Source organism: Pantoea sp. USMM079, assembly GCF_037153115.1.
In the GTDB taxonomy this organism is placed as follows: Bacteria; Pseudomonadota; Gammaproteobacteria; order Enterobacterales; family Enterobacteriaceae; genus Pantoea; species Pantoea communis.
Genome location: NZ_JBBCKX010000006.1, coordinates 176,637 through 190,767 on the forward strand (window position 1 = coordinate 176,637; position 14,131 = coordinate 190,767).

12 protein-coding genes are annotated in these 14,131 nt (G+C 54.7%); 4 read left to right on the forward strand and 8 right to left on the reverse strand.

The window, feature by feature from the left end; translation table 11 throughout:
- Nucleotides 1-2: 2 nt before the first annotated feature.
- Genes WFP70_RS11775 through WFP70_RS11790 form a run of 4 tightly spaced genes read right to left on the reverse strand, consistent with a single transcriptional unit; the run spans nucleotide 3 to nucleotide 3,496 of the window.
- Complete coding sequence (locus WFP70_RS11775; protein WP_034828408.1) at nucleotides 3-1,094, reverse strand: PTS fructose transporter subunit IIC; 1,092 nt, start codon at nucleotides 1,092-1,094, stop codon at nucleotides 3-5.
- An 11-nt stretch (nucleotides 1,095-1,105) separates the two neighbouring features.
- Complete coding sequence (locus tag WFP70_RS11780) at nucleotides 1,106-1,420, reverse strand: PTS fructose transporter subunit IIB (RefSeq protein WP_034828411.1); 315 nt, start codon at nucleotides 1,418-1,420, stop codon at nucleotides 1,106-1,108.
- 24 nt (nucleotides 1,421-1,444) lie between these two features.
- Nucleotides 1,445-1,915 carry a PTS sugar transporter subunit IIA gene (locus WFP70_RS11785; RefSeq protein ID WP_034828413.1) on the reverse strand — a complete coding sequence of 157 codons (471 nt, stop codon included), beginning with the start codon at nucleotides 1,913-1,915 and terminating at the stop codon, nucleotides 1,445-1,447.
- Nucleotides 1,916-1,933: 18 nt separating this feature from the next.
- Nucleotides 1,934-3,496 carry a BglG family transcription antiterminator gene (locus WFP70_RS11790; protein ID WP_097118136.1) on the reverse strand — a complete coding sequence of 521 codons (1,563 nt, stop codon included), beginning with the start codon at nucleotides 3,494-3,496 and terminating at the stop codon, nucleotides 1,934-1,936.
- A gap of 411 nt (nucleotides 3,497-3,907) precedes the next feature.
- Between WFP70_RS11790 and parC the strand changes: the two genes are divergently transcribed.
- The 3 genes from parC to ftsP all read left to right on the forward strand — a co-directional run bounded on the left by parC (nucleotide 3,908) and on the right by ftsP (nucleotide 8,494).
- Nucleotides 3,908-6,181 carry a DNA topoisomerase IV subunit A gene (gene parC, locus WFP70_RS11795; protein WP_097118135.1) on the forward strand — a complete coding sequence of 758 codons (2,274 nt, stop codon included), beginning with the start codon at nucleotides 3,908-3,910 and terminating at the stop codon, nucleotides 6,179-6,181.
- 38 nt (nucleotides 6,182-6,219) lie between these two features.
- Nucleotides 6,220-6,957 (forward strand): 1-acylglycerol-3-phosphate O-acyltransferase, encoded by a 738-nt coding sequence (locus WFP70_RS11800; RefSeq protein ID WP_058961927.1) that lies wholly within the window; start codon nucleotides 6,220-6,222, stop codon nucleotides 6,955-6,957.
- A gap of 109 nt (nucleotides 6,958-7,066) precedes the next feature.
- Nucleotides 7,067-8,494 (forward strand): cell division protein FtsP, encoded by a 1,428-nt coding sequence (ftsP, locus tag WFP70_RS11805; protein WP_034828418.1) that lies wholly within the window; start codon nucleotides 7,067-7,069, stop codon nucleotides 8,492-8,494.
- A gap of 156 nt (nucleotides 8,495-8,650) precedes the next feature.
- Here ftsP and dkgA read toward each other — a convergent pair whose 3' ends face one another.
- Nucleotides 8,651-9,478, reverse strand: a complete 828-nt coding sequence (dkgA, locus tag WFP70_RS11810; protein WP_034828419.1) for a 2,5-didehydrogluconate reductase DkgA — start codon at nucleotides 9,476-9,478, stop codon at nucleotides 8,651-8,653.
- Between the two features lie 205 nt (nucleotides 9,479-9,683).
- Here dkgA and WFP70_RS11815 point away from each other — a divergent pair, with 205 nt between their 5' ends.
- Complete coding sequence (locus WFP70_RS11815) at nucleotides 9,684-10,592, forward strand: AraC family transcriptional regulator (RefSeq protein ID WP_058961925.1); 909 nt, start codon at nucleotides 9,684-9,686, stop codon at nucleotides 10,590-10,592.
- A 152-nt stretch (nucleotides 10,593-10,744) separates the two neighbouring features.
- Here WFP70_RS11815 and WFP70_RS11820 read toward each other — a convergent pair whose 3' ends face one another.
- The 3 genes from WFP70_RS11820 to WFP70_RS11830 form a co-directional block, all read right to left on the reverse strand.
- Entirely contained in the window at nucleotides 10,745-11,407 is a 663-nt protein-coding gene (locus WFP70_RS11820) for a DedA family protein (RefSeq protein WP_038644709.1), read from the reverse strand.
- A gap of 105 nt (nucleotides 11,408-11,512) precedes the next feature.
- Nucleotides 11,513-12,703 (reverse strand): cystathionine beta-lyase, encoded by a 1,191-nt coding sequence (gene metC, locus WFP70_RS11825; protein ID WP_034828423.1) that lies wholly within the window; start codon nucleotides 12,701-12,703, stop codon nucleotides 11,513-11,515.
- 133 nt (nucleotides 12,704-12,836) lie between these two features.
- Nucleotides 12,837-14,123 carry a TRAP transporter large permease gene (locus WFP70_RS11830; RefSeq protein WP_034828425.1) on the reverse strand — a complete coding sequence of 429 codons (1,287 nt, stop codon included), beginning with the start codon at nucleotides 14,121-14,123 and terminating at the stop codon, nucleotides 12,837-12,839.
- Between the last annotated feature and the right edge of the window lie 8 nt (nucleotides 14,124-14,131).

Sequence of the window (14,131 nt, forward strand, 5' to 3'; positions counted from 1 at the left end):
CCTTATTCCAGTGTGAATTTGATCTCTTCGTCGCGGACGCCAGGGGCTTCCACGTCATCGAACTCTTCATCTGCCTGCGTCACTGGCTTCTTCATTAGCGACAGCATCACGCCACACACCACGGTGCCGATGCCCAGCGCCAGACAGAACATCAGCGGTTTGGTGAACAGCGGCACCACAAACATGCCGCCGTGCGGCACCGGTGCTTCCACGCCCCACACCATAATCAGCCCACCGGCGATGGCAGAGGCCACCACGCAGCTGCCGACCACACGCAGCAGGTCACGCGCCGCAATCGGAATCACCCCTTCGGTAATCATGCAGATACCCATCGGGAAGGCGGCTTTGAGCGCCTCTTTCTCCGCTTTGGTGTATTTATGGCGCGTCAGCAGATACGACAGCGTGATGCCAAACGGCGGAATCATTGAGCCGACAAACTTCACTGCTTCCGGGCCATAAATCCCGTCGACCAGCATGCCGTCGGCGAACAGCGACATGGTTTTGTTGATGGGGCCGCCGAAGTCAAAAGTCGCCATCGCACCCAGCACCGCACCCAGCACAAACTTCGATCCGCCCTGCATCGATTCCAGCAGATGAATCAGCGCCTTCTGCAGCCAGACAATCGGCTGGCCAATAAAGGTCATCATCAACAGACCGGCGATGATGGTGCTCAACACCGGCAGCACCATAATCGGCATCAACCCCTGCATCGACTGCGGCAGCTTAATGGTGCGGCGCAACAGCAATACCGTGTAACCCACCAGGAAGCCGCCGAGCATACCGCCAATAAAACCGGTGCCGATCTGCCCGCAGATAAAACCGACGATCAAACCTGGCGCAAAGCCGGGACGATCGGCGATGGAGTAGGCGATGGCCGCGCTGATCAGCGGCACGATCAAGCCCATGCCCCAGCCGCCGATCTGATTCAACATCCAGGCGATAGTGCCGGTTTGCTTGCCGACATCCGGCCCGCCAATCACCTGGCCGAGCGCGATACAGATCCCGGCGGCGACGATCAGCGGGATCATCCAGGATATCCCGGTGAGCAGATGGCCTTTGATCTCTTGTCCGTACTGACGTTTGTTGTCGTTCATGATGGATCTCCTCAGGCACGCGCCAGTGAATCCGCCACTTTTTCGAGGAATTTCACCGGTGACTTGATCACCACTTCGGTTTTCACTCGTACGATGGGTTTGCCCTGAAAGCGTTCTTCACCGTTGATCTTCACATCAATGGCGAGGATCACCACGTCAGCGGCAGCGATGTCTTCACGCGTCAACGCGGTTTCAGTGCCGATGGTGCCCTGGGTTTCAACGTGGATGGTGTGGCCCAGTGCATGAGCGCCTTTGATCAGTTTTTCACGCGCAATATAGGTATGCGCGATGCCTGCCGTGCAGGCCGCTACACAGACGATATTCATGTGTCACCTCAAAGAGTTAGGGGATTAACAGAGGTCGGTTTCGGCGTACTGGCTAAACAGCCGGATGATATTGCTGGGGTCGTTTTCCACCAGCAGTTGGGCTATCACCTCATCATCGGCCAGCGCGCTGGCCACCTGCGACAACAGGCGAATATGGGTGGTGTTCTGATCTTCCAGTCGCACCGCGAACAGGATGATGCAGCGCACCTGGCTGCCATCGAGCGTTTCCCAGGGGATATCCTGTTGGGTACGACCAATGGCTAATGTGGTGTGTTGGACGGCGGAAGACTTGCCGTGCGGAATGGCAACGTGGTTTTCGAACCCGGTTGAGCCCTCAGCTTCACGCAGCCAGACATCTTCAATAAAGGCTGCACGATCGGTGATGGCGCCGTCCTGATACAGCAGATCGGTCAGTTCGTTGATCACTTCTTCTTTGGTGGTGGCGGTGAGCGCCAGGTTAACGCGGCGTGGCGTCAGAATGCGGGAAATGTCCATGGGTTTTACCTCATTCAATTAATGTTCAGCCAACGCGCAGTGCGCGCCGTCCGGCAGCTGGCTGCCAATCATGGCGTCAGTGACCCGCCGGATATCGTCATCGTTAAAAAATGCACTCACATACACTGCCGGAATAGGCCCGGCGTTGAGATGGATAGTGGTGATCACTAAATCCACTGTCTGGTTCTGACAAAACGCGGCGTGATTGCTGGCGGAGACGACACCCGCGATTTCCCAGTCAGGGAATGCCCGCAAGATGCGGCTTTTCAGCAGATGCGACGTCCCCACGCCGCTGGAACACACCACCAGAATGCGTTTATGGGCAATTTGCCGCTCCAGCGCGGCCTGGAAATGCACGCAGAGATAACCGATTTCGTCGTCAGCCACTGGCGAAAGCCCGTAAGTGCGAGCGGTTAATTGCATCGCCTGGTGCGTTAACGAAAATATGCCTTTCATTTCCTGCTGAATATCCTCCAGCAGCGGATTGCGAATATGAATATGATATTTGAGTCGATTTAATAGTGGCTTTATATGCACCAGTAAGCCGTCAAATAATAATCGGTCCTGCGCTAAATCTTGCTGAATAAAGGCTGCGAAACGATCAATTAATTCACAGGTTATTTTTACGGACTCTGCGGTGCAGAATTGATTATGCATCGGCGCATTATCGCCGCGCTCTTCCACCACAATGCCGGATGACACGATATATTGATAAATAAAACCCACTTCATCGGCGGGCAGGGCACAGCACATCCGCTGTTCAATCTGCGTCACCATTTGCTGGGCAATCAGTAAAATGCGCTGATCGAGATCCTGCATTGTGGCCAGAGTTGCCAGTGCCAGCGCATTCCCCTGCGCCATCCGGTGCATCATGATCAGAATATGGGTGCAGAGATTCAGATACCAGGCATCGCCTAGCGGGTAACTGAGTTGCTGCTCCATCTGTTGCAGCAGCGTCTGCACAAAAGCCACATCCTCATCGCCAAAATAATGCACCAGTGCCTGCTGGCTGCCGGGATCGAGACGTGGCAACAGCGGCGTACCGGCAACGTTTTGCTGCATCACATCATTGATCAGGGAGACCATTGCCTGACGCAGCGCCTGTTCGTTACCTTCGATATGGGTGCCACCTGGCCCACGTTGCAGCGTCAAACCCAACGGTTGTAGCCACTCTTCAATCACTTTCAGGTCATTCACAATCGAGGCGTGGCTAATAAAATAGCGTTCCGACAGCTTACTGATAGAGGTTGCACGCGGCGCGTCACTCAGCAACTGCGAGGCAATTTTTACTCGGCGGCTGTTTTGCCCCAGCGCATCGGCACTGCTTTCATCGCCGTTGAGTTGCTGCTCCAGTTGCAGGCGCTGCTGGATATCATCAACCCGCAAACGCACGCCGCGGCCTGGGGTTTTCTCCAGCGTCAGTGACCAGCTACCAAGCCAGCTTTCCAGCCACTGCAAGTCGCGCTGAATCGTCTTTTCTGACACGCCCAACTGTAGGGCTAATTCTCTGATCGGCTGCGGTGCAGCATGTTGCAACAGCAGTTTGACTAAACGGTGTTGTCGCGAAGTCAGTATTTGCATTCGGTCACCCTTTATTTTGGCAAAGCGTTTTTAAGATTATTTCCTCGTTATCTATTTCTTCATGCCAGAAATCAGGAGCGCAATATTGATGTCTTATGGAGTATAAATTTAGGAAAGGACGGTGTAAGCAACAATACTAAATGTTGTCCATGATTACGGACAGCTTTAATACACCTGAAATAGTTAATAATTAATTGCGATCATGCTCACATATTAATGGGGATATTCATTGTGATATTGATCTCATTCCTTTTTCATTTTCCAACCGATATCACGTTATTTAATGCCATACGATTCTGCCTGCGGTCATTGGCTTCCCTGTGACTAACTCGCACGAATAAGGTACTATCCTCGCCAAATGAGCGCCGGATGCCCCGCCGTTGCGGGCCACGAAGTGAGGATGCGAGCTTAATGAGCGAATTGACGCAGGATGGTGCAGAGCGTCTTGCCCTGCACAAATTTACGGAAAACGCGTACCTGAACTACTCCATGTACGTGATCATGGACCGCGCACTGCCGTATATCGGCGATGGCCTCAAGCCGGTGCAGCGCCGAATTGTATACGCGATGTCGGAACTGGGCCTCAATGCCAGCGCCAAATTCAAAAAATCTGCCCGTACCGTCGGTGACGTATTAGGTAAATATCATCCGCATGGCGACAGCGCCTGTTATGAAGCGATGGTGTTGATGGCACAGCCGTTCTCCTATCGCTACCCGCTGGTGGATGGTCAGGGCAACTGGGGGGCGCCGGACGATCCCAAATCCTTCGCCGCGATGCGTTACACCGAGTCACGCCTCTCCAAATATGCCGAGATTTTGCTGGGTGAATTGGGACAAGGCACGGTCGATTACATCCCGAACTTTGACGGCACCATGCAGGAGCCGAAGATGTTGCCGGCACGTCTGCCGAATATCCTGCTGAACGGCACCACCGGTATCGCCGTGGGCATGGCCACCGATATCCCACCGCACAACCTGCGTGAAGTGGCGGAAGCGGCGGTGAAGCTGATCGACAAACCCAACACCACGCTGGATGAGTTGCTGGATATTGTGCAGGGCCCGGATTATCCGACCGAAGCCGAGATCATCACGCCGCGCAGCGAGATCCGTAAAATCTACCAAAGCGGGCGCGGTTCGATCCGTCAGCGCGCGGTGTGGAAGAAAGAAGATGGCGATGTGGTGATCACTGCACTGCCGCACCAGGTTTCCGGTGCGCGCGTGCTGGAGCAGATCGCTAACCAGATGCGCAATAAAAAGCTGCCGATGGTGGAAGATCTGCGTGATGAATCCAACCACGAGAACCCAACGCGTCTGGTGATTGTGCCACGCTCGAATCGTGTGGATGTGGAGCAGGTGATGAACCATCTGTTTGCCACCACCGATCTGGAAAAGAGCTATCGCGTTAACCTGAATATGATTGGGCTGGATAACCGTCCGGCGGTGAAAAACCTGCTGGAGATCCTGTCTGAATGGCTGGTGTACCGACGCGATACCGTGACGCGCCGCCTGAACTATCGTTTAGAGCGCGTGCTGCGCCGCCTGCATATCCTCGAAGGTTTGCTGGTGGCGTTCCTCAACATTGATGAAGTGATTCACATCATCCGTACCGAGGACGAGCCTAAGCAAGTGCTGATGTCGCGCTTTGAACTCAGCGATACGCAAGCCGAATCCATTCTGGAACTGAAACTGCGCCATCTCGCCAAACTGGAAGAGATGAAGATTCGTGGTGAGCAGGCGGAGCTGGAGAAAGAGCGCGATCAACTGCAGGCGATTCTGGCGTCCGAACGCAAGATGAGCAACCTGCTGAAGAAAGAATTGCTGGCAGATAGCCAGACCTACGGTGACGATCGCCGTTCACCGCTGCATGAGCGTGAAGAAGCTAAAGCGCTGAGCGAAACCGAGCTGGTGAGTGCCGAGCCGGTGACGATTGTGCTGTCGCAGATGGGCTGGGTGCGCAGCGCCAAAGGCCACGATATCGATCCAACCGGTCTCAGTTACAAAGCCGGTGACAGTTACCTCGCCGCCGCACGCGGTAAGAGCAATCAGCCAGTGGCCTTTATCGACTCCACCGGCCGTAGTTATACGCTGGATCCGACCTCGTTGCCGTCGGCGCGCGGGCAGGGCGAACCGCTAACCGGCAAACTGACGCCACCGCCAGGTGCCGCGTTTGAACAGGTGCTGATGGAAGCGGACGACCAAAAACTGTTGATGGCCTCCGATGCGGGTTACGGCTTTATCTGTACCTTTGCCGATTTGATTTCGCGCAACCGCGCCGGTAAAGCGCTGCTAACGTTGCCAGACAATGCCAAAGTGATGACGCCAATGGCGGTGCATTCGGGCGATGATATGCTGCTGGCGATTACCCAGGCCGGACGTATGTTGATGTTCCCGGTGGGCGATCTGCCACAGATGTCGAAAGGAAAAGGGAATAAAATCATCTCTATTCCATCAGCGGATGCCGCTGCGGGCGTGGATAAGCTGCAGTGGTTGCTGATTCTGCCGCCGGGCAGTTCGATTACCCTGTATGTCGGCAAGCGTAAGCTGATTATGCGCGATGAAGATCTGCAAAAAGTGCGTGCCGATCGCGGTCGTCGTGGCAGCGTGTCGCGTGGCCTGCAGCGCATTGATAGCGTGGAAGTGAACGCGCCAGCGCGCCCGAAAAGTGACGCCAGTAGCGAAGAATAAGACTGACCAGGCAATGGATTGCCCAACTTGAGGAAGCTATGTTACTAATTTTACGCACGATTATTGTTATCGTTTATTCGATTTTGGTGTGCATCTTCGGCAGTATCTGGTGTTTGTTCTCACCGCGTAATCCTCGCCATGTGGCGACGTTCGGCCATATGTTTGGTCGCCTGTCGACAGTGTTTGGCGTCAAAGTCGAGCTGCGCAAACCCGCCGACGCGGAGAGCTATGGCAATGCGATTTACATTGCCAACCATCAGAACAATTACGACATGATCACGGCGGCGAAGATCGTGCAGCCGACCACGGTCACCGTCGGCAAAAAGAGCCTGCTGTGGATCCCATTCTTTGGTCAACTCTACTGGCTGACCGGTAATTTGCTGATTGACCGTGATAACCGCGCCAAAGCGCATGGCACCATCGGTGAACTGGTCGAGCAGTTTAATAAAAAGAAGATTTCATTCTGGATGTTCCCGGAAGGTACCCGCAGCCGTGGCCGTGGTTTACTGCCGTTTAAAACCGGTGCGTTTCATGCTGCAGTGGCAGCAGGTGTGCCGATCATCCCTGTGGTGGTGTCGAATACCCACGGCAAAGTGAAACTTAATCGCTGGAACAACGGCCTGGTGATTGTTGAAATGCTGCCGCCAGTGGATACCAAACAGTTTGAAACCACCTCGGTGCGCAAATTAGCCACCCACTGCCGCGAATTAATGTCTGCTAAGCTGGAAGAATTGAACGCCGAAGTCGCCGAACGCGAAAAAAACGGTAAACTCTAGCCATCCACGGGGTAGAAACGCTGCCCCGTGCTCATCACAGCAAAAACTCACTAACAAGAACAACATGGACACGGCGTCTTCACGCCCCGCTCAAAAGGTCTGAAGTTTTATGTCTTGCAGCAGACGTCAGTTTATTCAGCTTTCCGCCGGTGTTGCGCTGGCGACCAGTAGCATGCCTTATGCCGCCTACGCTGCGGCTCCGATGGGCGATGTGCCGCTTCCTGTTCCGCCACTGCTTGAGTCTCGCCGTGGCCAACCGCTCTTTCTGACGCTGCAACGCAGCCATTGGTCATTTAGCGGTAATAACAATAAAGTGCCGGTCTGGGGTATTAATGGCATGTACCTCGGTCCCACGGTGCGCGTCTACAGCGGCGATGACGTGAAGTTGATTTACAGCAACCGTCTCAACGAACCGGTGGCGATGACGGTAAGTGGATTGCAGGTGCCGGGTGCCTTAATGGGCGGTGCACCGCGCATGATGTCAGCCGGCGTTGACTGGGCGCCGGTATTGCCGGTTCGTCAGGGGGCATCGACCTTGTGGTATCACGCCAATACGCCAAATCGTATGGCGCCACACGTCTACAACGGTCTGGCGGGCATGTGGCTGATTGAAGATGACGTCAGCAAAGCGCTGCCGCTGCCCAAACACTATGGCGTTGATGACTTCCCGCTGATTATCCAGGACAAGCGTCTCGATAACTTTGCCACGCCGGTTTATAACCCACCATCAGACGGCGGTTTCCTCGGGGATACGTTGCTGGTCAACGGCGTGCAGAATCCGTATGTCGAGGTGTCGCGTGGTTGGGTGCGTCTGCGCCTGTTGAATGCTTCGAACGCGCGTCGCTTTGATTTGAGCTTCTCGGATAATCGTCCGTTTACCGTGATTGCCAGCGATCAAGGCTTCCTGCCTGCGCCCGTTGCGGTGCAAACGCTGTCGCTGGCACCCGGTGAACGCCGTGAAGTGCTGGTGGATATGTCGCAGGGCGATGAAGTCTCGATTACGGCAGGGACTGCGGCGGGCCTGATGGATCGCCTGCGTGGTCTGTTTGAACCTTCCTCCATCCTCGCCAACACGCTGGTTCTGAGCCTGCGCCCCACCGGCTTACTGCCGCTGGTTACCGACAATCTGCCGATGCGTTTATTAGCGGATCAGATTCTGGATGGCGTGGCGGTACGCACGCGCGAATTCCGCATTGGCGACAGTGTGCCGGGCATCAATGGCGCACTGTGGGACATGAGCCGCATCGACACCACGGTGCAGCAGGGCACCTTTGAACGCTGGATTATCCATGCCGATCGCCCGCAATCGCTGCATATTCAGGGCGTGATGTTCTTGATCAAAAGCGTCAATGGCGCACAGCCGATGGGCGAAGATCGCGGCTGGAAAGATACGGTGTGGGTGGATGGTGATGTGGAGTTGCTGGTGAGCTTCCCGCAGAGTTCGTCGGATCACTTCCCGTTTGTCTACTACAGCCAGACGCTGGAATTAGCCGACCGCGGCACGGCGGGGCAGTTGCAGGTCAATCCGGTGCCATAAGAAAAAAGGTGCGCAGTGATGCGCACCTTACAACAGATCGTCAAATCGACAGGGTCACGATTCATAGCAACCCGCACATGACCGCACGGCTGTTGTGAAGCCAATGCAGGCGAGTACGCATTGGCCGTATCCGCCTGACGATTAAACGGTGCCGACTTAGCCGTTAAAGCTCTCCGGATCCGGCCCCAAACGATTTCCTTTATCCAGCTTAGTGATCTCGCTGATCTCGGGTTTTTCCAGTCTGAAGTCGAACACCTGGAAGTTTTCACGAATACGTTCCGGCGTCACCGATTTTGGAATCACCACTAATCCGCTATCCAGATGCCAGCGAATCACAATCTGCGCTGGCGTCTTACCGTATTTCTTCGCCAGTTCGCGGATGATCTCCTGATCGAATACTCCTTTACCGCCTTGCGCCAGCGGGCTCCAGGATTCGGTTTGGATCTGATGCAGTGCGTTCCAGGCATGCAGGGTGCGCTGTTGCAGCATCGGGTGCAGCTCAATCTGGTTCACCACCGGCGAGACGCCTGTTTCATCGATCAGGCGTTTGAGATGGGCTTCATGGAAGTTACAGACGCCAATGCTTTTGGTTAAGCCCTGCTGTTGCAGCTCAATCATCTTTTTCCAGGCTTCAACGTAGTGATCTTTTTCCGGGCACGGCCAGTGCATCAGATAGAGATCGACGCTCTCCAGTTGCAGCTTCTTCAGGCTGGTCTCAATCGCCTGCTGACCGTTCTGCTGGTCGTCATTCCACAGTTTGGTGGTGATGAAAATGTCTTCGCGTGCGACATCAGTGTCCTGCAGTGCCTGACCGACGGCTTCCTCATTTTTGTAGATGGCGGCGGTATCAATCGAGCGATAGCCTACTTTTAGGGCCTCGACAATCGCCGCCCGGGCATCCTCGATACTCGCTTGCCAGACACCGAGTCCGAGTTGCGGCATCATATTGCCGTCGTGCAGTTTGATAATGGGTTGCTCTGCCATAGTTGCTCCTTATCTGTCGCAGTGACTTACCGTAAAAGCGCTGTGGTTAAGTCTAGTCAACAAACTCAACCGCAGGATCATTGTGGCAATCACCTCGCCCTTTTACCCTGGTCATTTCTGCCAGAATCTTGCCTGATTCTGCTGAAGGGTGGAGCTTTGAGCAGCATTGCGGCACACTGATTTTTTTGCTGCCTGAGAGTGATCCATGCCGAACGATGCCCTTTGCCGCCAGCTGGCGCAGCGCGTAACCGCGCTAATGAATGATGCGCGTAAGCCGCTGTGTGCTGTGGAAAACGTCAAGCTCATCTACGCCTGCGAAACGCTTCCGCGTACGCCGATGATGTATCAACCCGGCATTGTGATTCTTTTTCAGGGACGTAAAACCGGTTATCTCGGCAGCACGGTGTTTCATTACGACGCCACGAAGTATTTGATGCTGACCGTACCGCTGCCGGTGGAGTGCGAAACCGAAGCCACTCCGGAAGAGCCGTTGGCCGGCATGTGCCTGAGCGTGGATATCGCCAGCTTGCAGGATCTGTTGATGGATATTGGCGACGACGAACAATTTCAGCCGCAGTTGCAGACTTCCGGTATCCATTCGGCGTTTATGAGTGAAGAGATGCTGTGCGCTGCCGAGCGTTTGCTGGATGCGATGAGCCATCCGCGTGATGCGCGCGTGCTGGGCCCACAGCTGGTGCGGGAAATTATCTACTATGTGCTCACCGGCCCGATTGGCGGTGCGCTGCTGTCGCTGGTGAATCGCCAGACCCAGTTCAGCCAGATTGCGCGCGCCTTGCGACGCATCGAAAGCCATTTCGCCGAAAGCCTCAGCGTCGATATGCTGGCAGCCGAAGTGAACATGAGCGTTTCGGCGTTTCATCACAACTTTAAAGCCGTCACCCAAACCTCGCCGCTGCAATATCTGAAGCGCTATCGTCTGCATCAGGCACGATTAATGATGTTGCAGGATGGGATGAAAGCCAGTGCGGCAGCGGTGCGCGTGGGCTATGAAAGCCCTTCGCAGTTTTCGCGGGAGTTTAAACGCTATTTCGGCGTGACGCCGGGAGAGGAAGCCAGCCGCGTGCGCCAAACGTTGCCGTTTGACGCCGCCTGAACAAATGCAGATAAATGTGCATTTAACGAAATGGCCCTGAGCGAATGGTTGCTGTCAGACGCCATCTGAATGGCCAAATGTGCATGAATGCGCGCGCGACGAAACTGCACTGAACCATTGAAGGGTTACCATTTATGGCAACCCGTATCGGATTAGCTCGTTTTCTGGCGGCGTTTTTTCCAGATCACCACGATGCTGCCGGTCAGACCGACAAACAGCAACACCATCGGCAGCACCATCAGCACCGCCATCACCTGATCTTCGTGACGCTTGATAAACGGCACCTGACTGATGCCATAGCCCATGGCGACCACAATCCCGACCCACAGCGCGCCGCTCAGCCAGTTAAACAGCTGGAAGCGCCCATTCTGTAAACCCGAAATGCCCGCCATGGTCGGCAGCAAGGTACGAACAAACGCCAGGAAACGCCCGACCAGCAGCGCCATCAAACCGTGGCGGTTAAACAGATTCCAGGCGCGCTGATGATATTGCGCCGGCAAATGCATCAACCAGCTTTTGACCATCCGCGTATTGCCCAGCCATCGTCCCTGTAAATAACTCAACCAGCAACCCAGGCTGGCGGCAGTGGTCAGAATCACCATGGTGGGCACGAAATCCATCACGCCTTTGGCAATCATGGCGCCTGCGAGCAGCAACAGGCTGTCACCCGGCAGAAAAGAGGCAGGCAACAAACCGTTTTCCAGAAACAGCGTTAAAAACATCACGCCGTAGACAATCCACACGACATCCGGATTGGCCAGCGCGGCAAAATCCTGATGCCAGAGCGCGTGAACAATCTCATGTAAAACACCCATCTGCTATCCCATCGAGTCACAAGGATTCTATTTTAACCATCTGTGGCATCGCAGACGTTGATCTCACCGATGCGGCACGAAATGGTTTAGGTTTTGTTTAAATATTTACTGTTTTAAGCGCGCAAAGCCCGCTTTCAGGTCGTTCAGCAGGTCATCAACGTGTTCAAGACCAATATGCAAACGCACCAGCGTACCGTCGAAATCGACGCCGCCTGCCGGGCGAATCTCCGCCAGCTCTTCCGGTTGGTTGGCCAGAATCAGGGATTCATAGCCACCCCAGGAATAAGCCATGCTGAAATGGTGGAAGTGATCGAGGTAATTCGCCAGCTGCTCACGGCTCAATTTTTCATGCAGGATGAAGGAAAAGAGTCCGCTGCTGCCGTTGAAATCGCGCTGCCAGAATTCATGACCTTTACTCTGCGCCAGCGCCGGATGGTTGACGCGCGCCACTTCCGGTTGAGCGGCCAGCCATTCGGCAACCTGCAAACCGCTCTCTTCATGCTGGCGCAAACGCGTACCGAGCGTGCGCAAGCCGCGACTGGCCATATACGCTGTATCGGCATCCACCATCTGGCCCATCAGGTACGAGTTTTCACGCAGCTGCGGCCAGCAACGTTCATTGGCGACGGCGGTGCCAATCATCGCATCGCTGTGACCAATAATGTATTTGGTGCCCGCCTGAATCGAAATATCGATGCCATGCTCCAGCGCGTTAAACAACACGCCCGCCGCCCAGGTATTATCAATCATGATGATCGCGTCGGGCGCTTTCGCACGCACGGCGGCGACGATGGCGGGAATGTCCTGCACTTCCATGGTGATGGAGGCGGGAGATTCGAGGAATACCACGCGCGTGTTCGGCTGAATCAGTTCACTGATTTCGCTGCCGATGCAGTGATCAAAGAACGTGGTGGTGACATTCAGCTTACTGAGAATTTTGGTGCAGAAATCTTGCGTCGGTTCATACACGGCGCCGCTCACCAGAATGTGATCGCCCGCTTCGACAAAAGAGATAATCGCATTGGATACTGCCGCTGCACCGCACGGATACAGCGCGCAACCCGCGCCGCCTTCCAGTTCGGTCATGGCGTCTTGCAGCGAGAAGTGGGTGAGGGTGCCACGGCGACCATAAAAAAGCTCGCCCGATGCACGACCTGCCGTCGCCCGTTTTTTGTCAGCAACCGTGTCAAAAACCAGTGAAGATGCGCGCTGAATGACGCTGTTAACTGAGCCCTGAGTGTAACGTTTGCTTCGTCCCGCGCTAACCAGCGTGGTATCAATTTTATTCGTTGCCATCACTGCCTTTCCTGACACTTACCACAAAACATCCACGTTACCACGAAACACCGCAGTGGGTTGACCCTGATTGCGGATTATCGGAGTCAGTCGATGAATTGGCCGGGCAAAAGCGCGTCCCTGCGATTTCGCGTTACATCACACCCATGACATGCGGCAGCCACAGCGATAGCGCGGGCACGTAAGTGATCAGCATCAGGATGAAAAACAGCGTGACGTAGAAGGGCAGCATGGCCGTCACCACTTGCTCAATTTTCTGTTTACTGACGGCGCTGGCAACGAACAGCACGGTACCGACCGGCGGGGTGATCAGACCGATACCCAGGTTGGTCATCATAATCATGCCAAAATGCACAGGATCGATGCCCAGACTGGTGGCAACGGGCAGCAAGACAGGGGTTAAAATCAGAATAATAGGGGCCATGTCCATCAAGGTGCCGATCACCAGCAGTAACACGTTGATGCACATCAGAATTACGTATTTGTTATCAGAGATGCTGGTGAAGGCATCGGTGATCATGGTCGGCAGTTGCATAAAGGTCATCACTGCGCCAAAGCCCGCCGCAAAGGCAATCAACACCATCACAATGGTGACGGTTTTGATGGTGCGAAACACCAGAATATGCAGCTGATTCCATTTGAAATCGCGATAAATAAACATCGTGACAAAAAACGCCCACAGGCAGGCGATCGCAGCGGATTCCGAAGCGGTAAAAATGCCGGAAAGAATACCGCCCAAAATAATGACGATGGTAAAGAGTCCCCAGAACGCATCGAAGAAGATTTTCACCGCCTGACGCAACGGAATGGCTTCGCCTTTGGGATAACCGCGCTTGCGAGCGAACGCCAGGCACATCACCATCAAACAGAATCCCAGCATCAGCCCGGGGATAATACCCGCAACAAACAATGAGGATATGGTAACGACGCCACCGGTGGCCAGCGAGTAGATCACGGAGTTATGGCTGGGCGGCGTTAACACCGCCTGCACCGAACCGCTGGCGGTCACGGCGGCGGCGAAATCTCGCGGATAACCTTTTTGCTCCATTTGCGGGATCATCACCGACCCGATCGAGGCGGTATCGGCCACTGACGATCCTGAAATGGCGCCAAAAAATGTCGATGCCACGATATTTACCAACGACAAGCCCCCGCGGATAAAACCGACGAAGATATAGGCAAAGTTCACCAGGCGGCGGGCAATCCCTCCCTCGGCCATGATCGCCCCGGCCAAAATGAAGAACGGAATGGTGAGGAGTGAAAATTTGTTGACCCCGTTGGTAATCTGAATCACCACGGCTTCCAGTGGCAAATCAATCCACCAGGCGCCAATAAAAGCGGCAAACCCCACGGCAAACGCCACCGGAAAGCCGACCAACAGCAGCAACACCAAACTACCAACCAGAATGAAAGCATCCATTTTAGTGC